Source organism: Janthinobacterium saanense (assembly GCF_014200675.1).
Taxonomy (GTDB): Bacteria; Pseudomonadota; Gammaproteobacteria; order Burkholderiales; family Burkholderiaceae_D; genus Janthinobacterium.
In genome coordinates this window covers 163146-187425 of sequence record NZ_JACHCI010000001.1, presented here as the reverse complement: position 1 = coordinate 187425, position 24280 = coordinate 163146, and the positions used below count along the sequence as shown (strand labels likewise).

Genomic DNA, 24280 nt, shown 5'->3' with positions numbered 1-24280 from the left:
TCAGAACTCTACCTTCTAGTAGGTAGCTAGTCAAGCACAAAAATAACGCTGTGCGGGACGTCTCTCCATCATCACGAATGCCCCAGTGGAAACCGGGGCGATGCCATGCCCCGTTCCTTTGCCTGGCAATGCGTCAGGAAAATAGAGCCTAGCCAATTCAGGGCGCCTTGTAGCCATCCGTCAGGGTCTTCAGGAACGCCACCACATCGGCAATCTCCTTTTCGTTCAAGGCTGGCGCCTGGCCAGCTTTACGGTCGAAGGGGGCTTCGACGTTGACGTTGGCTTCCATACCGGGCGGCATGTCGTCGTATTTGTGGATGCTGCCATCAAGGTTCTTCGGATACCATTTTTGCGGCGCAGTGTCGCGCTGTACGTAGAAGCGCAGCACTTGCTCCAGGCTGGTGAAGCTGCCGTTGTGGAAGAACACCTTGCGCAGCGCGACGTTGCGTAGCGATGGGGTCTTGAAGCTGCCGCAGTATTCCTTGTGCTCCTTCAGGTCGCTGCGGTCCGGGCCACACAAGCCCAGGTCGAAATATGCCGGGTCTGCATTGACGGGCAAGTTGCGGTTGCGCGGCACGCCGATGTTGAGCAGGCCATAGTCGGTAAATTGGGGAAAGCCGCCGCCTGCGGCCGGCTGGCTGATGTGGCATGAGGCGCAATTGCCCTTGTTTTCATCGTTGAACAGGGCCAGGCCGCGCAATTCCTGCGGGTTCAGCTGCACCTGCTTGCGCAGGAAGGCGTCGTATTTGCTGGTGTAAGGGTAGAAATCGGCCGGGCTTTCCTGGAACACTTCCAGCGACATCAAGGCCCAGCGCAAGGCCTGTTCCGGCTGCGCAAAAATATCGTCGCCATAGGTCTTGCGGAATTGCGCCGCCAGCGGTCCGTGCTGCAATTTGGCGATCACGGATGCCACGTCCGGGTTGCCCATCTCGCGCGCCGACAGCAACGGTCCCAGCGCCTGTTCATGGCCCGATTGCGAGCGGCCATCCCAGTTGCGCCCGCCGGTCGGGCCGGCGTCGACGCTGTCGTCGCCATCGTCGTCGTGAAAATGTTCGGTGAACGAAGGTGCATTCTGGATGTAGCGCAAGGAGGGCACGGCGCGCGTGCCGGCATCTTTCAATTCAGGGCCGCCCAGCTGCACCGCCAGCGCATTGGGCGGGCCATAGGCGTGCTCGGGGCTATGGCAGCTGGCGCAGGACATCTTGCCCGACACCGACAGGCTGGGCTCGAAAAACATGGCGCGTCCCATGGCCGTCATTTCCGGCACCGACGGCTGGCGTTTCAGGGTGGGCGCATAGGCAGCCGTCAGGTAAGCCGGGGCAGCGGCAGCCGCGTCTTTGGGCGCGTCTTTCTGCGGCTGGCAGGCGCACAGCAAACCGGCGCAGAGCAGGCCCAGCAGGGATGACATCAGTTTCATGAATGGAAATCAGCGAAGAGCAGTGCCGCAAGATGGGATGGGCCTGCAGCCTAGCGGGCGAATATGACCGGCATGTGACAAGCGCACTCAAAGCCGGATAAATGCAAAAGCCAAGGGGTATTTCACAACGCAATTATTACGGAATGTAACGTCGTATACATTTCATCAAGTTGAAATATTTACTCAATAGCATGCAAACCTTTCCACCCCTAAGGCATGCAAAACATGAATTCGCACGCAAGATTCGCTTTACGTCCCTTGCCATTATTGATCTCGCTGGGACTGAGCGCTGGCCTGGTGGCCTGCGGCAGCAGCGATAACCCGGTCACCACCAAGGGCCAGGTGATCGGCAGCTATTACGAAAACGCCGTGGTGTGTATGGAAAGCGCCACCACCAAGCTGAGCTGTGACAGCAATTCGACCCCGGCCAGAACCAACGCCGATGGCAGCTTCACGGTCAACGGCCAGGGCCCGGTACTGGCCGTGATCGGCACCGATGCAATTCGCCACGACGTGCTGGGCGACGCCGGCACCAAGGTCACGCAAAAGCTGATCCTGCGCGCCCCGGCCGGCCATGGCAACTTTGTCAGCGCCCTGTCGACCGAATTGACCCAAGTCATGGACAGCAATGGCGGCGACTTCGCCAGCGCCAGCAGCAAGCTGGCGGCGCGCATCGGCGTGTCCGAAGCTGCCCTGGCTGCCGACTTCAACAAGGCGACCGGTGATGACCTCACCAAGCTGAAGGCAGAAAATGCCAGTGTGACTTCCGTCATCGCCACCGCCAGCGCCGCTGCGGCACCGGCCGACGTATTGGCTGCGCTCAATAGCGGCCTGGCGCTGAACAATATCCAGACCATCGTCGTGATCTACGCGGAAAACCGCGGCTTCGACAACTTGTACGGTCTGTTCCCTGGCGCCAACGGCGTACCGGGCGTGAACCCGACATCGAGCTCGGCCTACATTCCACAAAAAGATGTCGACGGCAGTGTCTTGCCCGTGCTGCCACCTACCTGGGGCGGCATGACCGCCGCCGGCCAGAGCACCGTCATCACCCAGGCGCAATCGGCCAACCTGCCGAACCAACCATTCCAGATCGACAATCCGAATGGTCCGATCAATCTGCCGCAATCGGTGATTACGCGCGACCTGGTCCACCGTTTCTATAACAACCAGATGCAGATCAACGGCGGCGCCAACGACAAGTTTGCCGCTTATTCCGACGCCGGTGGCCTGAGCATGGGCTACTACGACGGCAGCAAGATGCAGCTGTGGAATATCGCCAAGCAATATGCACTGGCCGACAACCTGTTCATCGGCGCTTTCGGTGGTTCCTTCCTGACCCACCAATACCTGATCTGCGCCTGCGCGCCGACCTATCCGAACGCCGACACCTCGGTGGCGAAAAATTCGATTTCGAAGATCGACCTCGACGCCAATGGCAACTTCGTGCGCCTGACGGCAGCGCCCACCTCGCCCGCCTCGGTCTTGAATGGCCCACCTGTGTACGCCAACGACAGCACCTTGACGCCAGCCGACAGCAGCGGCATGTTCTATGCCGTCAACACCATGCAGCCAGCGTTCCAGCCGAGCAGCAACGCCCCGGCCGCCGGCGACAGCAGCAAGCTGTATGCCGACACCAGCAAGGCCACCACCTTGCCGCAACAGACGCAAACCAATATCGGCGACTTGCTGTCAGCCAAGAGCATCGACTGGGCCTGGTATGCCGGCGCATGGAAAGACACCACCGCCCTGGCCACTGCCAGCGCACGCAACAACAACTTCCCCAGCCCGCCGAACTTCCAGTTCCATCACCAGCCGTTCAACTATTTCGCTGACATGGACCCGGTCAAGGCGCCCGCCTACCGCGCTGCCCACTTGCGCGATTTCGACAGCCAGTTCATGAGCGACGCTGCCGCCGGCAAACTGCCTGCCGTGACGTTCTACAAGCCACAGGGTAATTTGAACCAGCACTCCGGCTACGCCAGCGTGGCCGATGGCGATGCGCATATCGCCAGCGTGATCGCCCAGCTGAAACAAAGCCCGCAATGGAAAAACATGCTGGTGATCGTCACCTACGATGAAAATGGCGGCTATTACGACCACGTGGCGCCACCGAAGGGTGACCGCTGGGGTCCGGGCACGCGCGTGCCAGCCATCCTGGTATCGCCTTACGTGAAAAAAGGCCTGGTTGACCATACGCAATACGACTCGGCATCGATCCTGCGCGCGATCACCCACCGCTTCTCGCTGCCCGTGCTGAACGGCTTGAGCGTGCGCGACAAGGCATTGATCGCCAACGGCGGCAAGCCGATGGGCGACTTCAGCGCGGCACTGGCGCTGCTGCCGCAAGAGTAATGCCTGAAGTAAAGTAGTTAGCAGTACCCAAGGGCTGCCGCTGGCAGCCCTTTCTATTTGCCTGCCGCACGCCCTTCCAGCCACTCGCGTCCGCCCGCTTCCAGCGCGGCAGCGATCACTTCTTCCGGCAAGCTGTACACGGTAGCCCAGCTGGCGCGGCCATCGATGGTATTGGCGGGAAAACTATGTGTTTCGATGGGCCAGTGGTATTTGCGTTTCAGGGCCTTGACGATGGCGGCCAGCGAGATGCGGCCCTGCAGCGGTTCGGCGCCTGCCTGATCGCGGTTCGACAGCAGCACGGCCAGCACCTGGCCACGACCGGTGCGCGCACCGGGAAATTGCGGAGTTTTCTTGCTCATGATGCATTGTAGCGAGCCTCTCGCTAGCCGTGTCGGGCTTTCTTACACCCGGCACTTTCGCTTGCAAGCGGGCTGATGCAAGCCCTTGATACAAAACGCTTTTTTCGTGTGGCACGCAAGCTGCTTAGCTCAAAGTCCAGCAGGGCAATCCAAACCAGCAGGGTCTGGTTTGATGCTCCCCCCAATGACGAGGATAACAACAAAGCGAGGCTGTGATGAACGTTTATTGCACACGAAGCAAGGCCCTGGGCATACTGGGTGCATTGGCTGCGGCTGGCATGCTGCTCACAGGGCAGGCCCACGCCGGCGCTTATGGCCTGGCCATCAATGAAATCAATAATTTCCGCATCACCACCAGCGCCGGCACCTTGTCGCTGACGGGCGCCAACCGTAACGCCAGCGACAGCGCGTTTTTTGAAGGCGGCGCGCCCGTCAATCCGCGCGCCGTCAATACCGGGCCGGCCGCCAATGCCGATGTGCTGCAAGTGTGTTCCGGCAGCGGCTGCACCGGCTTGCCACAGAACAACTACGCTCCCAGTTCCGTGCTGGAATTTGCGCGTGGCGATGCACATACTTTCGGCAATATGCTGACCGCTGGCGGCGCCACCATGCAAGCCGTGTCGGAAGCGCAGCGTAACACGGTAGGCGCGGCCTCGGCCACGGCAGGCGATACGCTGACCGGCTCGATCAACCTGACCCTGTCGAGCACCGGCTTCATCACCTTCAGTTTCATGGCGCGGCGCGACCTGCGCACCAGCGTCACGACCGCGGGCGACAAGTCGAATGTGTCGATCATGGATATCTTTAATATTTCCTGCAATGCTGCCAGTCCGGTCGGCTGCCGCTCGCGCGCCACGACCGATGGCGTGATCTTCCAGTTCGTACCCGATGGCGATCCGATGAACGGCGGTGATGTGAACGGCAACCACAGCGCCGGCAGCCTGGACCCGTTCAACCTGAACATGACGGCCGGCACCAATGACCCCGGCACGCCGGGCAGCTTCACGAATGCTTTTGCGCAATTCTCACTGACGTCGAATTTCGAGCTGCCCGCCGGTACCTATACCCTGAACTTTTCCAAGTCCACCCGCACCGATATCGTCGTACTTGATCCCGTGCCGGAACCGGCCACCTTGCTGTTGCTGGCCACCGGCCTGGCGGCGCTGGCCTACACGCGCCGCCGGCGCCCCGTACCGGTTTAACCGAGCTGCGCCAGCGCCTTGCGCGCCAGTTGCAGCTGCTGCAGATAATAGCGGTGCAGCATGGCCGGGTCGCTGAAGTCGCGGCCCAGGATCAGCCGCAAGTCGCTGGCGGCGACATCGGCGGCGATGACATCGACCTGCGGCCCCAGCTGCATGGCCAGCAAGCGCGCCGTCTGCTCCTGCGCGGGCCGGTACTCGACACGCGTGCGTAGCACCTGGTAAGGCGGTTCATTGCCCAGGCGTACCACCTGCAGGGGACTGGCAGCCAGGCTGCGCGCCATCGCGGCAGCCATGCCGTGCACACCGTTACCATTCAAAATTTCCAGGCGTGGCCGCAGCGGCACAGCCAGCACCGGCGCCTGCGCCGGTGCTGTGCTCGGCGCGGCTGCCTGGCGGGCCGGCACGCGTTGCAAGCGGGCGAGGCCATCTGTTTGCGTAATCTCGACACGGGCGACGCTCTCTTCCGCTGCTGGCGCAGTGTGCTGCTGCAGCAAGGCATAGTCGCTGCGCGCGTCGTGCGCCTGCAGGCTCTGCGCCTGGGCCAGCATCAATTCGGCGCGCTCCTGCTGGCCCAGTTGCAGCAGCACTTGCGCCAACTGCTGCCAGTGGCGCGCGTTGAGCGGCGCCAGCAAACAGGCTTGCTCCAGCATCGGCAAGGCGTCGGCATGGCGGCCGGCCAAAGCATAAGCGTGTCCCAGGTTAGCGAACACATAGGCGTACTGCGGCTGGCGTAGACCTTCCATGCCAGTGACCGCCTGCCACACGCCAATCGCGGCGCCGAGATCGCCCCGCTGCGCATGCAGCACGGCCAGGCCATTGTGCGCATCGACGTGATCAGGCGCGCTGCGCATGGCCAGTGTGTACGATGCCTGCGCCGCAAGCAGGTCGCCGGCATCGAAATGCCGGCGGCCCGCAGCGTAAGCCACATCGGCGCCGGCGATATCAGGCATCTGCACAGACGGCGCGTGAACGGCACTGCTGGCGCAAGCGCCCAGGCTCAGGCAGGCGCAGGCGGCAGCCATGCGGGATAGAGAGGGGTGCATAAAGATCCTTTCATCGGTTGGCCATGGCGGGCACGAGTACGCGATACACCTCGATCACGGCGGGCCCCATCAGCACCAGCATCAAGGTGGGAAAGACACAAAAAATCAGCGGAAACAGCAGCTTCAAGGCGATCTTGGCGGCCGCTTCCTCGGCCAGCAGGCTGCGCTTGCCGCGCAGGTTTTCAGAATGCACGCGCAACGAATCGCCCATGCTGGTGCCAAAGCGCTCGGACTGGATCAGCATGGCCACCAGGGTATCGACGTCTTCCACGCCGCTGCGCAAGGCCAGGTTGCGCAGCGCCTTGTCCTTGCTGAAACCGGCGCGCATTTCCATCAGCACCAGCTGCAATTCCTGCGCCAGCACCACGCTCTTGATGTGTATCTCGCCGGACACTTTCACCAGCGCCCGCTCCAGGCTCAGGCCCGCTTCCACGCACACGGTCAACAGGTCGAGTGCGTCGGGAATGTTTTCAAAGATTTCGCGCTGGCGCCGTTTGGCCGTACTGGCCAGCACCAGGTTAGGCAGGTAATAACCCACAGTGGCGCTGACGCACAGCAGCAGCAACAGCACGCTGCGCATCTGCGCCGTCATGGCGCTGGCCGCATACAGTCCCAGCAGCGTAGGAAACAGCAGCGCCAGCACGGATTTGGCGGCGAAATACAGGGCCGGCGCACTGGCCTTGCGCCAGCCCGCGTTCATGAAGCGCGTGCGCAGCGGCGAGTGCTCCCAGCCTTCCTCGGGCAAGGAGAGCTTGCCGAACGGCTGGGCCACCCGCGCCACCCGCTCCACCCAGCCATCATCGGCTGCGGCATCCCTGACGGCGGGCGCCATGAAACCGAACAGGCGCTGGCGCAAGGTGCCGGGGAAAAACACCAGCAAGGCCACCAGCGCCAGCGCCACCACCACGCCAAACACGATCGCGAGAAACAGCAGTTGCGGGCCAGTCATGGTGTTTTCTCCACTTTAAATGCGGATGCGGATAACTTTACGCATCCAGACGATACCGAACGCCACCATCCCCGCCGCATACCACAGCAGGCGGATGCCGCTGGGGTCGGTCCATAGCAGGCTGATGTATTTTGGGTTGACCACCGCCATGACGCCGATCATGACCACCGGCATCAGGCCCAGCACCCAGGCCGACATGCGGCCCTCGGCCGACAGGACGCGCACCTGGCCCAGCAATTTGAGGCGGGCGCGGATGATGCGGGCAATGCTGAGCAGCACTTCGGCCAGGTTGCCGCCCGATTCGCGCTGCACCAGCACGGCGATGACGAGGTAGCGCAAGTCCGTCAGCGGAATGCGCGTGGCCAGGTTTTGCAGCGCCTCGTTCATCGACACGCCATAGTTGATCTCTTCGTACGCCATCTTGAATTCGCCGCTGATCGGTTCGCTCAACTCTTCGCCGACCATTTGCAGCACATTCGAAAACGAATGCCCGGCGCGCAAGGCGCGTGCCAAAAAATCGGCCGCCTCGGGTAATTGCGCCTCGATTTTTTGCAGCCGCTGCGCGCGTGCGCGCAGCAAAAACATGGCAGGACCGCCACCGGCCACGGCCAGCAGCAGCAAGGCGCCCGGCAAGGGCAAGGGCCAGAGCAGCAGCACGCACACGGCTGCCAGCAGCGCGCCACTGGCGCCCGCCAGGAACTGCGCCACCGACCAGGACAGGCCCGATTGCAGCAGCAAACGGTCCAGCGCGGCGCACTGCGGCGAACGCCGCAGCAGCCGGTCCAGGCCGGGCGACTGCGCATAACGGCGCTGCTTGAGTATCGACACCCGTTCACCGCCAGACGCACCACGCGTGGCCATCAGGCGCAAACGCCGGTTGATGCGTTTGGCGGCGCTGCCATGCGTGCCCGACCACCACAGCCAGGCGCCTTCCACCAACAGGATGCAGGCGGCAAACAGCAGCACTGCAAAGCCGTAGAACACCAGGTCCATGCCATCCTCCCATTGTTTATTCGTAGATGCGGTCGGGATCAAACACGCTGTCGGGCACGGCGGCGCCGAACATGCGCAAACGCTCCGTGAAGCGGGGACGCACGCCGGTCGCGCAGAAGTGCCCCAGCACCTTGCCATCCTTGTCCACGCCCGTCTGCTCGAAACGGAAAATTTCATGCATGGCGATGATGTCGCCCTCCATGCCCGTCACTTCCTGCAGGCTGACCAGCTTGCGCGCGCCGTCGGTCAGGCGCGACACCTGCATCACCACCGTCACGGCAGAACAGATCTGCTGGCGCGTGGCGCGTGGCGTCAGGTTGACGCTGGCCATGCCAACCATGTTTTCCAGCCGCGACAGCGCATCGCGCGCCGTGTTCGAGTGGATGGTCGCCAAGGAGCCTTCATGGCCCGTGTTCATCGCCTGCAGCATGTCGAGCGCTTCGGCGCCACGCACCTCGCCCAGGATGATGCGGTCAGGCCGCATGCGCAGCGCATTGCGCACCAGCGCGCGCTGGCTGACTTCACCCTTGCCTTCGATATTCGGTGGCCGCGTTTCCAGGCGCACCACGTGCGGCTGGCGCAGCTGCAGCTCGGCGGCATCCTCGATGGTGACGATGCGTTCGCTGCCGGGAATGAAACCGGACAGCACATTGAGCAAGGTGGTCTTGCCGCTGCCGGTGCCGCCCGAGATCAAAATATTGACCTTGGCCTGGCCCAGCGCCTGCAGCACTTGCACCATCGGCGGCGTGAGGCTTTTATAGTCGAGCAGGTTGGCGATGCTCAGGGGATGCACGGCGAAGCGGCGTATCGACAAAATCGGACCATCGACCGCCAGCGGCGGGATGATGGCGTTCACGCGCGAACCATCGGGCAGGCGCGCGTCCACCATGGGGCTCGATTCATCGACCCGGCGCCCCACGCGCGAAACGATTTTTTCAATGATTTTCATCAGATGCGCATTGTCGTGAAAGGTGACGTCGGTCAGTTGCAGCCGCCCGCCCCGTTCCACGTACACTTTATCGCAGGTGTTGACGAGGATATCGGACACGCTGGGGTCGGCCAGCAGCGGTTCGAGCGGACCGAAACCGAGCATCTCGTGCTGGATGTCGAGCACCAGGCTATGCCGCTCATGCTGGTTCAGCACGATGTGTTCATCTTCGATGACGCGCTGCACCAGCAGCGCCAGCTCATGCTTGAACTGTTCGGCCGTCAAGCGCTTCAGGCGCTCCAGGTCGATACGGTCGAGTATCGTCTGGTGCATGGTCTTTTTCAGTTCCTGATAGGCGTGCAATGCCAGCGCATCCTGCCCATTGCTGGCAGGACGCGTCTGCTCATTGGCTGCCAGACGTTCGCGTAAAGTCATCTCGGCTCCCGTAATGGCTCCCGGCGGGAGCCGCGCTACACTTCGTTGCGGCTGAACAGGCGGTCGAACAGGCCGCGGCTTTCCGTCACGCGGCGCGCCGTCACCAGTTCCACCAGGTCGGCCAGGCTGCGCGCCACGGCGCTGCTGCGCGACAGCTGCAGCAGCGGGATGCCCTGGTTGACCGAATCGGTGGCCGCCAGATAATCATTGGGCACCGTATGCACCACTTCGGCGCCCAGCGCCTGCTCCAGGTCGGCCAGGCGCAAACGCCCGCCCTTTTCATAGCGGTTGACGATCAGCCGCAGGCGCTCGCCCGGATAACCGAGCGAGCGGAAAATATCGAGCAGGCGGCGGCCATCGCGGATATCGGGCAAGGCCAGCTGCAGCACCGGATAAATCGCGTCGGCGCTGTCGAGCGCGCGCAAGGACAGCGCATCGATCTGGCGCCCCACATCGAGCACGATGTAGTCATAATGCTGGCGCGCCACGGCCAAAATGCGGTCCATGTGCTCGGGTTGCATGTCGACCTTGTGGGCCGGATCGTCGGCCGCCGCCAGCACGCCGAAATTGGGCGTTATGTGCACCAGGCATGAGGCGAGAAAAGCGCCGTCCATGCGCGTGATCTGGGCGCAGATATCGGACAAGGTCATCGCCGGTTTCTGGTCCGACACGTACAGGGTGGCGTCGCCAAACTGTCCGTGCAGATCGATCAGCAGCACCTTGCAGCCGGCCAGGGTCGCCAGCGCATAGGCAAAATTGGTCGACAGAAAAGTGGCGCCGCTGCCGCCCTTGCACGAGATGAAGGCAAGCACCTTGCCGTCGCGCATCTGCGTCACGCCCGCGTGCACATCCACCCGGTCCATCGCTTCGTGAAACGCCTTGTGCACCAGCGGCAATTGCAGCACTTCGCGCATGCCGGCGCGCATCGCGCGTATCAGCACATCCTGCTGCTGCCCGCGCGTCAGCAGCATCAGCGCGGCTTGCGGATACTGGCGCGCCAGCCGCTCCAGCAAATCGGCTTCGTCCAGTTCGATCTCGCTGGCGTCGACGATCACCAGTTCGGGCGCCTCGCTCATCATGTGGTCGACGGCATCGCGCAAACCGCTGCGCCGCTCCAGCAGGCGCAGCACCGGCATGCGCGCCGCCCCCTGCGCCGCGATTTCATCATGCAGGGTGGCATCACGGGTAATCATCAAGGCTTTCATCGGCCGTCCTCACTTCTGTCTGGTATTGCAGGGATACGTTCAAGGGCAAAACGCGGCATTCTCGTGATAACCGAGCGATTCAGCCACGGCCATGGTGGTACCGCTGGGCAGGCGCACCGCTTGCGCTCCCGACGGAAACATCATGTCCAGCATCGGCAAGATGGGCCGGTAAGGCACCCGTTCGCACTGGCCCGCCCCCCCACCAGGCACGCACAGGCGGGCACGCACGAAACGGATGCAACTGGCGCCATGCGGGTCGTTCAGGCAATTGATGCGGTTACGCTGCGGACAGCCGGGCAGCACGCTGACGGGCACTGGCGCCAGGGTACTGCCACTGCTGCCACTCTGCGACAGATAATCGATACGCACATAGGCATCATTGATGGCGCCGCCCAGCGGCAAGCGGCCCGGCCCGGCACGCAAGATCGCCTGTTCGCGCACGGCTTGCAGCGCAGCGGCATTGCTGAAATCGGCCACGGCGGCGCCGCGCGCGGCACGCCGCGTCACCTCATGCACCATATTCCACAGGTACACGGCACGCGCCACTTCCAGCATGGCAAACAAAAAGATAAAAAACAGTATCGCCAGCATGGCAAATTCGACGGCAAACACACCGTCCTGACGCCGCAGTCGCTGGTGCAGATTAATTGTCATAGCGCAAGGTCGCATTGGCGCGCAACGGTATCGACGTCGCCTGTGGCAGCCATTTGCGCACCAGGTTGGGCAAGAAAGTGACAGGCATATCCACGCCGATCCGGACGCGCACCTGCAGCGGCTTGCTGGAAAAGCTACCGCAGGGATAAACATCCTCGCTGTAAACGCATTCCAAAGCGACTCTGCTGGCATCCATGGCCGGCGAGGTCTCGGCCATCGCATCGAGCACCATCTTCCGGACAAACACGCTGTTCTGGGCGGCGGCTGTGATACTCGTCATCTGCACCATTGGCAAGGTGGCCATATAGCGCGCCGCGTCATGCGTACTTTTCTGCAATGCCGTGTAAGCCTGCAGCGCGCTGCCGAACAGCAGCACCACCGGCAACAGGCCCATGAAAAACAGCAGGATCAGCGCCAGCTCGATGGCCGCCACGCCGCGCTGACGCCGTTGCAGAGGCGGCCATCTCATAACAGCAGCTCCGTCGGGCCAGCCAGCGCCTGCTCGGATACCAGGCCCGCAAATTCGGCGCTCAGCATGCCGCTGGCCGCCGGCGCCGTCATGAAGAAACGCCCGATGGCCAGCACATTGACCAGGATGTCGCTGCCGCCCGGCAAGGGGCAGGATAGCAAGGCGATATTGAGCACGCGCCGCTGCGCCACGCCCACATTGCCTACCGGCGCCGTCTGCAAGCCTGACGTGAAGTAAGGTGTGCTGCTGGCGGGATAAAAACCGTTACTGGCCGGTGCCGCAGGCAAGCCCGGATACAGGCCGGCCCAGGCGCTGGTGGGAAAAGCCGGGTAGTCGCCGGCCGGTTTCGGACTGGCGTATTGCACCGCCTTGGCGAACGACCATAACGGCCCATAGCTGGCGGCAGGAATCGTGGCCGGCAGGGCCGCTGGCGGCAGGTCGGCCACCGACAGCAACGATGTGGCACTGGCGCTGGGAGAGGCGCTCGACCCCGATGGCATATTCATCCACCAGCCCGGCAAGGCGTTCGGATAGGGGCGGATATTCGTGTCGGGCGGCGCCGTCTGCGGGTCGCAGCCATTGCCCGCATACTGGTTGAAGCGTGCATTGAATGCCGACCATAATTCAGTGGGAAATGGCCGGTGCGCGTGGATGGACGCGCCGCCTATGGCAGTGTGCAACATGCTGCCGCTGCAGATAAACGGCGTCACGGCAGCGTTGCTCATTTGCGCCGACGAACCTACCGTGCCGAGTGTCCCCATGGGATTGAGCAGGAAGTGTGCGGGGGCGGGGCCATTCGGGTTCAGGTTGAACAGGTTATAGGCCACGCCGCGCCGAAAACCATATTCCAGCGCTTCCTTGCGTTCGGGCGGTCCGGGATTGGTACGCAAGCCACTCGGCGCCGGCGACAGCGCGCAGATTGCCAGCGGCGTCAAGCGCACGCTGACCCGGCCCGCCACGGCGCGCGCACCTGCATTGAGCGTGCGCAAGGCGGGCGACCAGGCGCCCAGGAAAGCTGTCTTCACGCTGCCCAGCGACGGTTCGCTGTCATGCGTATCGATACGCACAAACAGCGCCTTGGCAGGGTCGGGCACGGCGCCGGCCGCATGCCAGGCGGTAGCGGGCGCATCAAAAGCACTGGCGAAGCGGATACTCCCGTCGGACAAGACGGCGCCTTGCGTGCGATGCTGAAAAGCACTCCGGTCGGCTGCGCTGCTCTTGGCTTTCGCCACGGCATTGGCCAGGCCGGCGGCCGTGCCCACCAGTTCCGGCGCCGCCGCCAGCGCCGCGTTGTCAGCCAGGTTTTGCAATTCAGTCTTGCGGCCGATGACTTGCCCCACATCGAGTGCCAGGCCGATAAAGCCCAGCACCACGATGAGCAGGATGGAAAAGGCGATCAGCATCGCCCCCCGCTGGCGTTGGCGTTTATTTTCCAACGCTGCCTCCCAGCATGAACTGCACCGGTTGCTGCGCTTGCCCATTCGGTTCGACGAACGAAGCGCGATAGCGGTCCATCACGGCGCGTGCGCTGGGACCATCGAGACCGTTGGCCGGGGTCTGGTTGCGCGCCGCAGCCGGGTTCAGAACCTGCTGCGCCATGGCCAGGCGCACGGCGTCGCCAAAGCGCAGGTCCAGCTGTGGCGTACTCTGATGCGCACAAGCACTCAATTGCAGCGCCAGGGCCAGCACCAGCAGGTGGCTCATATGGGATCTCGGCATGGCATTTCTCCCTGTCTCATTTCAACTCGAAACCCTGCACGGCACGCGCTGGCGGACTGGACTTGGACTGGGCTGGCGGTGGCCCTTCCAGCTTGCCGTTCAACATCAAATTCGTGCGCGATGGCGGCGTCAACTGTGTCGTCGGCAATACAGTGTCGGGCGGCAAGGGTTTTACCAGATGGGCCGTAATCACGAACAGCAGCTCGGTGCGGTCGTGCTGGAAATCCGTGCTGCGAAATAGCGCGCCCAGGATGGGCAGCTCGCTGAGCCAGGGCACACCCGTGATGTTGCTGACCTGGTTATTCTTGATCAAGCCACCGATGGCATAACTCTGGCCATCGAACAATTGCACTGTGGTCGAGGCGCGCCGCGTGGTAATCACCGGCAAGATGGAACGCCCGCTGACGCCGGCAGCGGAAATGCCCACCCCTTCGCGCGACAGTTCCGACACTTCGGGCGCCACCTTCAAATGGATGCGTCCGCCCGACAGCACCGTCGGCGTGAAGCGCAAGCCGACGCCATACTCGCGCTCTTCCAGCGTGACCTTGCCATTGTCCTGGCCGACCGGAATGAAAATCTTGCCGCCCGCGAGAAAACTGCCCTCTTGCCCGCTGATCGCCATCACCGTCGGTTCGGCCAGGATGCGCACCAGGCCATCCTGCTTCTGCGCCTCGATGGTCAGTTGCTGGCCAGTCGACTTGCGCACATCGAGCAAGCCATTCGCCGTGCCGGTCAGGAAATTCGACAGCAAGGTCGTGGCCCAGCTGCCGGAAGCAAAGCGCAGGGTGGCGCCCACTTCCAGCCGCTCCAGCAAGGACTTCGACACTTCGGCGATCTGTACCACCAGCATCACTTGCTGCGGTGCGCTGACGTCGAGCATATTGATGACGCGACCCGCGGCCGGCGCACCGCCAGGCGTGGGTGGTGCGCTGCCATCGGCCGCTTTGGGCAGCGCCAGCGGCTGTAGTGTGTGGCGCACATAGGCCTGTGCCAATTCCACGGCGCGCAGCACGGCGCCCGCATCCTGCACCGTGCCTGACAACACCAGCGTATCGGCCACCGCCGTGACGCGGATGGCTTTTTCTTCCGGCATCAGGGATGCCAGGGTTGCCTGCAAGCCGGCCGGGTCCATGCTGACGATCACATTGACCACGCTGCAGCTACCGCTCTTGCCCTGGATAATCATGTTGGTGCTGCCCACATCGACGCCCACCACATACAAGGTGTCGGGCGCCATCAGGATCGCCTGCACCACGGCCGGATTGCCGACGCTGCGCTGCAGCACGGCTTCGGGCAGGCGCAGCATGCTCGACTTGCCCACCTCCAGCAGCAGCTTGCCGGGCGAGGCCGCCTCTCCGCCGCAACGGGGGCTGCCCGCCACAGGCGCGGCGGCATCCGCCAGATACGGCAGCATGGCAAGACACAAAGTCAGCAGGGCGCGGTTCATGTGGAGGTCCATGGTGGATCGTTGCGGAGCGGCTAAAAACATACGCGCGACTGGCGCGTGCCATCGATCAGCGCGCTGCAATCACGCGGCGGCTCTTCCTTGCTGCGCATTACCGGGCGCGGCGGACTGACCGCTGCGGCAACGGTCATCACGGTGGCCGGGGCGGCCGGCGGCGCTGGCGGCGGCTCGCCCAGCAAGGTCAGCTTGGTCGCGCCCGCCGTCACGCCCGGCTGCGGGTCGACCTGGTTGCGCAGCACCAGCGACAGGCTGCCCACGCTGCGTGCCAGGTCGAGGTTTTCCGCCTGCTCCGGCGTCACTTCCAGGGTCACCGCATTGACCACGCGCGGCTTGGTTTCATCGCGCCCCACTTCCTGCGCCACCGCCAGCACCAGTATGCGTTCGAGCACAATCTTGGAGATATTGCGGCTCTGCGGAAAATTGCGGTCGCCAGCGTCCTGCTGGGTGCTAACGATGATGTCGACATAGTTGCCGGGCAAGGCGAATCCCGCCACGCCAATCACATCGTTGACGCGCACGGTAATGGCGCGCCGCCCTTCCGTAATCAGCGCCGACAGACCACCGAGGGTGCCGACGGGCGCCAGCTTGGCCTCGCTCAGCGGTTCACCGCGCAGCATGCTGCTTTTCAGCACGCGCCCCGCCAGTGGCTGCGGATCTTGCAAAGCGCCTTGCGGCAAACTTTCTGCTGGCCATTCCGTCAAACGCAACATGTCCGGCGTCAGACGCTGGCCCAGGTTGACGTCGGCGGCGGCCACCACGATCTTGCCCTTGCCGACAGGCGTCTGGCGCAGCAGCCAGTGCGACGCCAGCAGCACCGCCATCAAGCCCAGCAAAATGGCCAGTCCCATCATCAGCAATGCGCGGCGGTTTTTCATGCGATGCTCTCGCACAAGCTGCCGACCGGCACATCACAGCTGGCAAACAGGCTGTTCCAGGCTTGCTCCAGGGTGGCCACCGCCAGCCTTGGCGCCGTGCCCGCAAAGCCGGCGAAATCAACGATGCGCTCCAGCAATTGAGACGGATAGCAGGCCAGCAAGGGCCGCCCTTCGGCGCCGTGCAGCTGTTGCACCAGATGGTTGAGCGCCAGCTCGTCGATCGCGATACCGGCGACGCGGCATTGCTGGCGGAACAGGGCACGGTAAGCGCTATCGCTGAGCGGCCCCACGGCGACCTTGTAGCCGATGCGGCGCAACAGCGCAGCGTCGAGCAAATCGCCGGGCGGCAAGTTGGTGGCCAGCACCAGGGCATTGTCGAAGGGCATGCTGATTTTCATGCCACCACGCAAGCTCTGCAGGTCCATGCCCTGCACCAGCGGCCGCATCAGCCGCGTCAGCACCTCGGCTGCGCTCACGCGCTGGCGCCCCAGGTCATCGACGATCAGCATGCCATTGTTGGCACGCACATGGGGCGGCGCCTGGTAGCAACCATTGCTGCTGTCATAGGGCAGCGCCAGCATGTCCGCATCGAGTTCTGCACCGACATGTATCACCGGACGCTGGCACAGCACCCAGCGGATATCGGTGCTGCGCCGCTCCAGCGCCTGACGCGCATGGCTGACATGCTGCGGCGCCGGCGGCAAGTGTTGCGCCGCATCGTACAGCTGAATGATGTCCTGACCGACCACGATGGCGTAGGGCACGGCCACCAGGCCATGCAGCAATTGCCCCAGTTGCAGCGCCAGGGTCGACTTGCCGCTGCCTGGCGGACCGTACAATAATAGCGGGCGTCCCGCATACAGGGCCGCACCCAGCAGATCGAGCATGCCCGGTCCCGCATGGGCGCCGCCCAGCACGGCCGCCAGGTCATCGCTGGCCACGCGCTGCTCCTGCGCCCGCCAGGATTGGCGCGCCACCATGGCGCGGTAGGCTTCCAGGGTGACGGGCGCGGCGCCGACATACGCGCAGCGCTCCAGGAAAGCGGCAGCGCGCTGCTTGCCGGGGCCGGTCAGCTGATATTGCACATCGATCTCGGAATCGCCACGCCAGGCCACCTCGGCCCATTGTTCGCCCACCATGAAATCGAGTACTTCGCGCAAGACATTGATCGACAGGCGCAAGCGCGTGGCCAGCACGGACAGATGGGTCTTGCCACCGGAAAAAATAGCCTTGGCGATCAGCTCGACCACCAGTTGCCGCTCCAGCCCCGTCTCGCGCAGGCTCTTCGGCTGCGGCGGCAAAGGCGGCATCAGCTGCGCATCGGATGGACGCGGCACGTGCTCGGCATGCAGGGAATAGTCGACCTCGCTCATTGCGGCTTCTCCAAGCAGATTAGGACTACAGCGATCAGAAATTCATTCTAGCGAGCAGCTCCCGGTACCCATTGATTAATAGCAATGAATGCGTTTCAGAAATAATCATGGGCTTGCACCACCAGCGTGCCCACGGCGATCGCCAGTCCATACGGCATATTGCCCACGCTGGCATGGCGAGCGAGCGGGGTGGGCGCCAGCGGCGCACCGGCGGCGCGCGCGATCATCGGCCACAGCAACTGGCGCATATTGCGCAGGCAGTCACGCCAGCTGCCCTGCCAGAGGATCATCGATACCGCCATCACGCCACCGCATACAAAAGTGCTAAAGCAGATCAGCACGGCCGGCCACGGCCCCGCAAAGGCGCCCACCATGATCATCAGTTTCACGTCGCCGGCGGCCATGCCGCGCAACACGTACAAGGGCAGGAACAGGAAAAACCCGGTCGCCATGCCACCCAGCCAGTCCAGCGGCAAGCGCTGCGGCGACAGCCACAATTGCAGGCCCAGCGCAGTGGCAATACCGGCCACTACCCAGGTATTCGGGATCTTGCGGCGGGCCAGGTCGCTGACAGCGGCGGCCGTCACGAAGAGCAGCAGCAGCAAGTCGCACAGTGCCTTGGCGGACATGGGCATACCTCTCGAAAAAACCGCCACCGGCCGGCCGATGGCGGTACCTGCTTAGGGCGTCAACACCAGATTGCTTGAAATCTCGGTGAGAACGGACAGCAAGTTGGTCTTGATCAGCAAGAAGCCGGCAGTGATGGCGGTTGCCATCAATGCCGCAATCAGGCCATACTCGATTGCCGTAATCCCGTCCTCATCTTTGACGAACTGCTGTACTGCCGACAGGAAGGTATGCATGACAAGCTCCCAAAAGTGAATCACAAGTCCCTGGCGCAATCCGATGTGAAACATCGCCCATTCCTGCTAATATGTTTCCTACCGTTAATTTCTGCGCCATTGCAGTGACTATAGGACGCTTGCAGTTCGACAAATTGACGCGTCACAAATTTCCTCATGGAAATTATCAAGGCCTGCCCAGATAGGCTGATGACGGAGGCGATGTTGCGAGTAAGAGTTGCAAACTTCTTGACAGCATTTTTTTACAACGGCAGGCAAGAATCACATGCTTTTACATGAAATCTTGCATACGTTAATTGCCTATTAGGCAAAAAGACATTATCCTGCTTAGTTCTTCTTTGGAAAGGCTTATCGCCCGGCAAAAAAGTGGCTGATCAAAACGTGCGGTCCCAGGCATGACAATGCCGGACTGGGCATTTTTTCAGGTACTCTGCGGTGTGTCATGCCACCAAATAAATCTTGGCTTCTTGTAGACGGACGCGAACATGCTCTTGCTTGACGCAATGCTGGTATGACGACACTTGTGTGACTACTTTCCAGAGAACGACAATGGACTCCCTACTGAAACACATGGTGGACATGACGGGACACCGCGATCACACGATGCTCGATATCTCGGTGATCTCGGCGGTCCAGGAACTCGCTTCCGCGTCACAAACCCGCGTGCTGGCACTGACCACCGTGCGTGGCCAGGTGTTCGTGCGCTCGCGGGCCATCATCGTGGCAGGCAGCGTGGCGCGCATGGAAGACAATCCCGATCCCTCTTCGCCCGGCGAGCCCCTGGCCGACTATCCGGCGCTGGCGGCCTGCATCACGCGCCATGAAGCGAGCGCCGACACCCTGTGCGACGATGGCCGCCATTTGCTGTGGCTGCCAATCTGGATCGGCGACCAGGTCACCACCTGCCTGGAAATTACCAACCCGACGCCGTACACGGGCGCCACCATCCAGGTAATCGGCGGCATCGTCAGCGTCTACCGTAATTTCCAGAATCTGCTCGACTACAGCGAACGCGATTCGCTGACCGGTTTGTTGAACCGCAAGACCTTCGACGACCAGCTGGCCAAGATCCTGCAAAGCCGCAGCGACGGCGACAGCGACAAGAGCCGTCCGTTTGACGCCGAGCGGCGCCACCACAGCGATACGGAACGCCAGTGGCTGGCCGTGATCGATGTCGACCATTTCAAGCTGGTCAACGACAAGTTCGGCCATTTGTATGGCGATGAAGTATTGATTTTGATCGCCAACCTGCTGCAATCATCATTCCGCTCGCAAGACCGCATCTTCCGTTTCGGCGGCGAGGAATTCGTCGTGCTGCTGCGTTCGATCACCCTGGACAATGCGCAGAAAATCATCGACCGCTTCCGCACCAATGTCGAGGCGCATGATTTCCCGCAAGTGGGCAGAGTCACCGTCAGCGTGGGCTTCGTCAGCATCAGCGCCTTCGAAGCGCCCGTGATCATTCTGGGGCGGGCCGACCAGGCGCTGTACTACGCGAAAAGCCATGGCCGCAATCTTGCCTGCCATTATGATGAGCTGGTAGCGAAAGGCATGCTCACGACCATCGCCTCCAACGACACGGCGGAGTTCTTCTAGGCGTCTGCTAACGATAAAAAGCGCATGGGATCGACCTGCCACTTGGCGGCCGATTCATGGCCGACAATCTTGTCGGCGCCGCCAAAACCGACGCCGCGCGACAGGTCGACCGTTTCCGGCTTGATGTAGGTTTTGCTTTTCGTACTGAAGAACACATTCACCTTCGGCGCCAGCAGATTGCTTGCGTGCGCCTCGATCACCACGGCCAGGCGGCCCGATTCCAGTATCACCATGGTGCCTACCGGATAGATACCCACGCAGCGCATGAAGTCTTGCGCAAACACCGGGTTGAAGTGGAATTTGCTCCATTCATAGATCTTGCGCAAGGCTTCCGCAGCCGCTATGCCCTTGTGATAACTGCGGTCCGAAGTCAGCGCATCATACACATCGACGATGGCGGCCATCTGCGCCAGGTCGCTGATGGCGTCGCCGGCCAGCTTGTCCGGATAACCGCTGCCGTCGCGCCGCTCGTGATGATGCAAGGTGATATCGAGCGGGATCGGTCCGACTTCCGGCGACTGGCGCAGGATATCGTAGCCATCGCGCGGGTGGCGCTTGATCAGCTCGAATTCTTCCGGCGTCAACGGTCCCGGCTTGTTCAGCACGCTATCGGGCACCAGCGCCTTGCCTGTGTCATGCAGCAAGCCGCCCAGGCCTGCCTGGTGCGTGGTTTCGGCGTCCAGGCCGCGCGAGCGGCAAAACGCCACCAGCAGCGCGCACACGCTGACCGAATGCAAAAAGGTGTAATCATCCTTGCTCTTGATGCGCAGCAAACCGGGCAAGGCGCCGGGATTGCGAAAAATCGATTCGGTAATGTCCTGCACCGTGTGCTGCACCCGGTCCAGCTCGACGGCCTTGCCCAGGCGCGCATCGGCCATCACTGCCCGCACCAGATGCGTGGCCTGGCTGCGCACCTGCGTCGCCCGCGCCAGCTCCATGCCCAATGAAATGCGCGTCACCACGGGCGGCGCGCTGACGATCTGCACCAGTTCGCGCTCGGTGGCGGCCTGCGCTTGCGCCAGCGTGGGCGCATCCTGCACGTCGAGCCCCTTGCTGCTGTCGATCACCACATCATGGATGCCGGCTTGCACGATCTTGCGGATTTCTTCATCGCTGCGCAACAGGAAGCGGTTGCGCACAAACGGGTGCGTCATCCAGTCACAACTCAGATCGTGGATGTACATGCCGACTTTTAATTGCGAAGAATCTACTTTCTTGAACATGCAGTCGTCCCACAAATAAGCGTGCTGGTGTACCGGAAGCGCTAGAATGAGTATAGCAAATATGCAAAGACGGGGGACGTGCGCGCAAGCGCCAATAAAGCGCGTGTTTTTCCCGCTACAAAAGCTCTGTGGCCAGCGCCTGGCGCACCGCAGAAACCGACTTCGCTTGTGAGACTGGCAGCACATGGAATTGCGTCAACTTCGATACTTCGTCGCCATTGTCGACCACGGCTCATTGTCGCGCGCGGCGCTAAACCTGCACGTGGCGCAGCCAGCGCTGACGCAGCAACTGCGCCAGCTGGAAGAAGAACTGGGCGTGCAATTGCTGCACCGCTCGGCGCAAGGCGTACTGTCCACCGACGCGGGCAAGATTTTCTATGAGCATGCACAAGCGATCCTGAAACAGGTGGCCGACGCCCGCTCGGCCGTCACGCAAAGCGCCACCCGACCATCGGGCAACGTCACCCTGGGCCTGCCGCACAGCATCTCTGGCGCCCTGGCCCTGCCCCTGCTGCTGGCCGCGCGCGAACGTTATCCCGAGATCACCCTGCAATTGACGGAAGAAATCACGGGCAACCTCAATGAACAGCTGAAATCGGGCCGCATCAACCTGGCCGTACTGTTCGATGATGGCCAGCTGACGCCGTTTGCCTGCAGCCCGCTGGTGGAAGAAGAGATGCGCTTCATTTGCCGCGCCCATTCCGCGTTCGCGCCAGCCGGCAACGCGCTGTCGTTCCAGCAGGCGCTGGCGACCACCCTGATCCTGCCCGCGCTGCAACATGGCGTGCGCCCGCGCATCGCCAGCCGCGCCCGCGCAGCGGGCCTGAACACAGCCAAGGTGATCGAGATCAACTCGATTGCCATCCTGAAATCGGCCATCCTGGCCGACATGGGCGCCACCATCCTGCCGACCGCCCCGCTGTTGGCCGAACTGGACAGCGGCGCCATGCGCAGCTACGCCATCCACAGCCCCGCCCTGTCGCGCACCGTAGCCCTGTGCGCCTCGAAAAACATCCCGCTCACCAATGCCGGCACGGCCGTGAAAAACCTGGTGCTGCAAGTGGCCGGCGAGCTGTGCGCCAGCGGACGATGGGTGGGCGCGCAGATGCTGTCATCGACCAAACCAGAAACTTGACATTATTTCTCCCGATAATTTCTTAAAAGCAATATGATGTTATTTTATTCATACACCATTCTGCCATGCCATTCTTCACCACCTCCCTGCGCCGCCTGGCAGCAGGCGCTGCCCTGCTGTTGCTGATGCAGGGGGCCCAAGCGGCCCGCCCCCAATCCGAATTTCCCTTGCGCGAAGTGCTGCTCAGCGAGGTTACTGAGCCAATTGAAAGGCAAGACGTCGAGGTGCTGGTATTTATCGCCCCGGAAAGCTGCACCCCCAAGACCCATGAAAATACCTGGGGCAATATCGTTTCTTCAGACAACGATTCCCTGTTCAAAAGCTGGGCTTGCCGCGCCTATGTCGATGCTGCCCATGATCCGGAAGAAAAACTCGCTTTCATCCCCATGCCGCCTGCGTTCAAACGGCCATCCATCGTCGACACTTTACAGGGATTGCCTCCCAGCACGACCGGCCGGCGCTATGTGGCGCTGGTAGACTGGAAATATGCCGATACCACGCTGGGAAAATGCACCAGTTATGGCTGCCACTCTACCCTCGTCATGCTCAGTGAAACGGTGGTCTATGACCGGATTGCCGCCAAAACCATCTGGCATTCCATCGAAACTAAACGTGCCGCGATGAACGGACTCAAATACGAGACCAAAGAGGCAAACCGTATTGGGCCACTTCACGTCACTATTACGCTCAACGGGATAATGGAGCAAAAAAAACTGCACGAAGCAGAGGAGCAAGGCATGCGCCGCACGACTGCTCTGGAACCCTCCAATGAGCCTGGTAAAGCCGGCACGACACTCAACAAAAAAGCCAATCTGATCATCTTTAACCGCAAGCCACAAGAAAGCGTGGACAGCAATAAATTCGCGGATGGCAGCACCTTCTACCATATCAAGGCCAGCCATCTGCAAGGCCGCGCGAACGATACCAGCTACTATAATGAGTCCAGGACCCATGTAGCGCTGGAGCTGCCGCCGGGCACATACGAACTCGCCTTCTACAAAAAGAGCACGACCTTCACGATCACAGAAAACGGTCCTCCCGTTTACCTCAGCTTTAGCGACGGGTTCAGTTTCATCAGCAGTGTCAGTATCGATGAACTGAATCCGCAAAAAGCCCTGGAACTGGCGCAAGACTCGCTCAATGCCCTGATACCGGAATTGACGCCTGCCGCCTATCCCTTGCATCCGCGCAAGCTGCAATGGACGCAGCCTTGAGTCCCTTACGTAAGATTCAAGCCCCCATCGGATAACAGGATTTCTCCCGTCAGGTAGTTCGATGCGACCAGCATGGCCACGGCCTGGGCGATATCTTCCGGCTGGGCGGCGCGGCGCATCGGCGAGCGCTCGCGCCACAGCTGCTGGGCGGCCGTCCAGTCGGCTGTCAGCGGGGTATCCACCAGGCCGGGCGCGACGGCGTTGACGCGGATCTCGGGCGCCAGCGAGACGGCCAGCAAGCGCGTCATGTGGTTCAGCGCCGCCTTGCCGGCCGCGTAGGGTATCGATGCACCCTTGGGCCGTACACCCGCATGCGAGCTGATATTGACCACACAGGCGGGGCCGCCACGCCGCGCCGACTCGCGCAAGGCTGATTCCGCCTCGGCGATCAGCCGGAACGGCGCGATCACGTTGATTTCGTGCAATCTTTGCCAGACTGCCGGGGTGGCCGCCGCCAGGTCGGCATGCGCGATCACCTGGCTGATACCGGCATTATTGACCAGCACATCGAGCCGTCCCCAGTGCGCCACCGCCTGCCGCACCAGCTCGACACGCTCGGCGTCTATCGCCAGGTCCGCCTGCACATACGTGGCCACTTTCAATTCGGCAGCCAGCGCCTGGCCCGCCTCGTGCGAACCGCGCGAATGCAGCACCACGGCATAACCGTCATGCGACAGCCGGCGTGCAATGGCGGCGCCGATGCCGGAAGTGGAACCGGTGATCAGGGCAACAGGATGTGTCGGATGTGTCATGCTTAAACTCGCTGGTATGCGTCATCAATCGAAGTGCCATTATGCATCAACGGTAG

The 24280-nt window shown here is 62.2% G+C and carries 23 protein-coding genes; 5 read left to right on the top strand and 18 right to left on the bottom strand.

The features are described from left to right. Window positions 1–157: 157 nt before the first annotated feature. Window positions 158–1417, bottom strand: a complete 1260-nt coding sequence (locus HDE72_RS00880) for a cytochrome-c peroxidase (protein WP_183736812.1) — start codon at window positions 1415–1417, stop codon at window positions 158–160. Between the two features lie 225 nt (window positions 1418–1642). On the opposite strand from HDE72_RS00880, the gene acpA reads away from it, so the two are divergent. Then, window positions 1643–3772 carry an acid phosphatase gene (gene acpA, locus HDE72_RS00875; RefSeq protein ID WP_183736810.1) on the top strand — a complete coding sequence of 710 codons (2130 nt, stop codon included), beginning with the start codon at window positions 1643–1645 and terminating at the stop codon, window positions 3770–3772. Window positions 3773–3825: 53 nt separating this feature from the next. On the opposite strand, the gene HDE72_RS00870 is transcribed toward acpA, so the two are convergent. After that, entirely contained in the window at window positions 3826–4131 is a 306-nt protein-coding gene (locus tag HDE72_RS00870) for a hypothetical protein (protein WP_183736808.1), read from the bottom strand. 215 nt (window positions 4132–4346) lie between these two features. On the opposite strand from HDE72_RS00870, the gene HDE72_RS00865 reads away from it, so the two are divergent. Then, window positions 4347–5333 carry an EDSAP-1 family PEP-CTERM protein gene (locus HDE72_RS00865; protein ID WP_183736807.1) on the top strand — a complete coding sequence of 329 codons (987 nt, stop codon included), beginning with the start codon at window positions 4347–4349 and terminating at the stop codon, window positions 5331–5333. Here HDE72_RS00865 and HDE72_RS00860 read toward each other — a convergent pair. The 14 genes from HDE72_RS00860 to HDE72_RS00795 form a co-directional block, all read right to left on the bottom strand. Then, window positions 5330–6376 carry a LytR C-terminal domain-containing protein gene (locus HDE72_RS00860; protein ID WP_183736805.1) on the bottom strand — a complete coding sequence of 349 codons (1047 nt, stop codon included), beginning with the start codon at window positions 6374–6376 and terminating at the stop codon, window positions 5330–5332. The two genes, HDE72_RS00865 and HDE72_RS00860, sit on opposite strands and share 4 nt — an antisense overlap. A 10-nt stretch (window positions 6377–6386) precedes the next feature. Further along, a complete protein-coding gene (locus tag HDE72_RS00855) occupies window positions 6387–7325 on the bottom strand; it encodes a type II secretion system F family protein (protein WP_183736803.1) in 939 nt (312 codons plus the stop codon). A gap of 15 nt (window positions 7326–7340) precedes the next feature. Then, window positions 7341–8318 (bottom strand): type II secretion system F family protein, encoded by a 978-nt coding sequence (locus HDE72_RS00850; RefSeq protein WP_183736801.1) that lies wholly within the window; start codon window positions 8316–8318, stop codon window positions 7341–7343. Between the two features lie 16 nt (window positions 8319–8334). After that, a complete protein-coding gene (locus HDE72_RS00845) occupies window positions 8335–9681 on the bottom strand; it encodes a CpaF family protein (RefSeq protein ID WP_183736799.1) in 1347 nt (448 codons plus the stop codon). A gap of 35 nt (window positions 9682–9716) precedes the next feature. Further along, a complete protein-coding gene (locus HDE72_RS00840) occupies window positions 9717–10886 on the bottom strand; it encodes an AAA family ATPase (RefSeq protein ID WP_183736797.1) in 1170 nt (389 codons plus the stop codon). Between the two features lie 39 nt (window positions 10887–10925). Continuing rightward, window positions 10926–11540: a TadE/TadG family type IV pilus assembly protein gene (locus tag HDE72_RS00835; RefSeq protein WP_183736795.1), complete on the bottom strand. Its 615-nt coding sequence runs from the start codon at window positions 11538–11540 to the stop codon at window positions 10926–10928. Continuing rightward, window positions 11530–12009, bottom strand: a complete 480-nt coding sequence (locus tag HDE72_RS00830) for a TadE/TadG family type IV pilus assembly protein (RefSeq protein WP_183736793.1) — start codon at window positions 12007–12009, stop codon at window positions 11530–11532. The genes HDE72_RS00835 and HDE72_RS00830 overlap by 11 nt, the downstream gene beginning before the upstream one ends. Continuing rightward, window positions 12006–13445 carry a pilus assembly protein TadG-related protein gene (locus tag HDE72_RS00825; RefSeq protein WP_183736791.1) on the bottom strand — a complete coding sequence of 480 codons (1440 nt, stop codon included), beginning with the start codon at window positions 13443–13445 and terminating at the stop codon, window positions 12006–12008. Before HDE72_RS00825 ends, HDE72_RS00830 begins: the two co-directional genes overlap by 4 nt. Then, window positions 13435–13728 (bottom strand): hypothetical protein, encoded by a 294-nt coding sequence (locus tag HDE72_RS00820; protein ID WP_183736789.1) that lies wholly within the window; start codon window positions 13726–13728, stop codon window positions 13435–13437. The genes HDE72_RS00825 and HDE72_RS00820 overlap by 11 nt, the downstream gene beginning before the upstream one ends. A gap of 16 nt (window positions 13729–13744) precedes the next feature. Next, a complete protein-coding gene (locus HDE72_RS00815; protein WP_183736787.1) occupies window positions 13745–15175 on the bottom strand; it encodes a type II and III secretion system protein family protein in 1431 nt (476 codons plus the stop codon). Between the two features lie 32 nt (window positions 15176–15207). Next, window positions 15208–16068: a Flp pilus assembly protein CpaB gene (gene cpaB / locus HDE72_RS00810; protein WP_183736785.1), complete on the bottom strand. Its 861-nt coding sequence runs from the start codon at window positions 16066–16068 to the stop codon at window positions 15208–15210. Continuing rightward, the gene (locus tag HDE72_RS00805) at window positions 16065–17441 is read right to left on the bottom strand and encodes an ATP-binding protein (RefSeq protein WP_183736783.1); all 1377 of its coding nucleotides are present in this window, start codon (window positions 17439–17441) and stop codon (window positions 16065–16067) included. The genes cpaB and HDE72_RS00805 overlap by 4 nt, the downstream gene beginning before the upstream one ends. Before the next feature lie 95 nt (window positions 17442–17536). Beyond that, window positions 17537–18070 (bottom strand): A24 family peptidase, encoded by a 534-nt coding sequence (locus HDE72_RS00800; RefSeq protein WP_183736781.1) that lies wholly within the window; start codon window positions 18068–18070, stop codon window positions 17537–17539. A gap of 51 nt (window positions 18071–18121) precedes the next feature. Continuing rightward, window positions 18122–18358, bottom strand: a complete 237-nt coding sequence (locus tag HDE72_RS00795; RefSeq protein ID WP_409254942.1) for a Flp family type IVb pilin — start codon at window positions 18356–18358, stop codon at window positions 18122–18124. Window positions 18359–18853: 495 nt separating this feature from the next. On the opposite strand from HDE72_RS00795, the gene HDE72_RS00790 reads away from it, so the two are divergent. Continuing rightward, a complete protein-coding gene (locus tag HDE72_RS00790; protein ID WP_183736777.1) occupies window positions 18854–19900 on the top strand; it encodes a GGDEF domain-containing protein in 1047 nt (348 codons plus the stop codon). Here the strand turns inward: HDE72_RS00790 and HDE72_RS00785 are convergent. Then, the gene (locus HDE72_RS00785; protein WP_183736775.1) at window positions 19897–21123 is read right to left on the bottom strand and encodes an HD-GYP domain-containing protein; all 1227 of its coding nucleotides are present in this window, start codon (window positions 21121–21123) and stop codon (window positions 19897–19899) included. The two genes, HDE72_RS00790 and HDE72_RS00785, sit on opposite strands and share 4 nt — an antisense overlap. 184 nt (window positions 21124–21307) lie before the next feature. Between HDE72_RS00785 and HDE72_RS00780 the strand changes: the two genes are divergently transcribed. Together HDE72_RS00780 and HDE72_RS00775 are read left to right on the top strand one after the other, a co-directional pair. Continuing rightward, entirely contained in the window at window positions 21308–22258 is a 951-nt protein-coding gene (locus HDE72_RS00780; RefSeq protein WP_183736773.1) for a LysR substrate-binding domain-containing protein, read from the top strand. A gap of 65 nt (window positions 22259–22323) precedes the next feature. Then, the gene (locus HDE72_RS00775; RefSeq protein WP_183736772.1) at window positions 22324–23472 is read left to right on the top strand and encodes a hypothetical protein; all 1149 of its coding nucleotides are present in this window, start codon (window positions 22324–22326) and stop codon (window positions 23470–23472) included. Between the two features lie 5 nt (window positions 23473–23477). Here the strand turns inward: HDE72_RS00775 and HDE72_RS00770 are convergent, their stop codons facing one another. Then, window positions 23478–24224, bottom strand: a complete 747-nt coding sequence (locus HDE72_RS00770; RefSeq protein WP_183736770.1) for an SDR family NAD(P)-dependent oxidoreductase — start codon at window positions 24222–24224, stop codon at window positions 23478–23480. Window positions 24225–24280 lie beyond the last annotated feature (56 nt).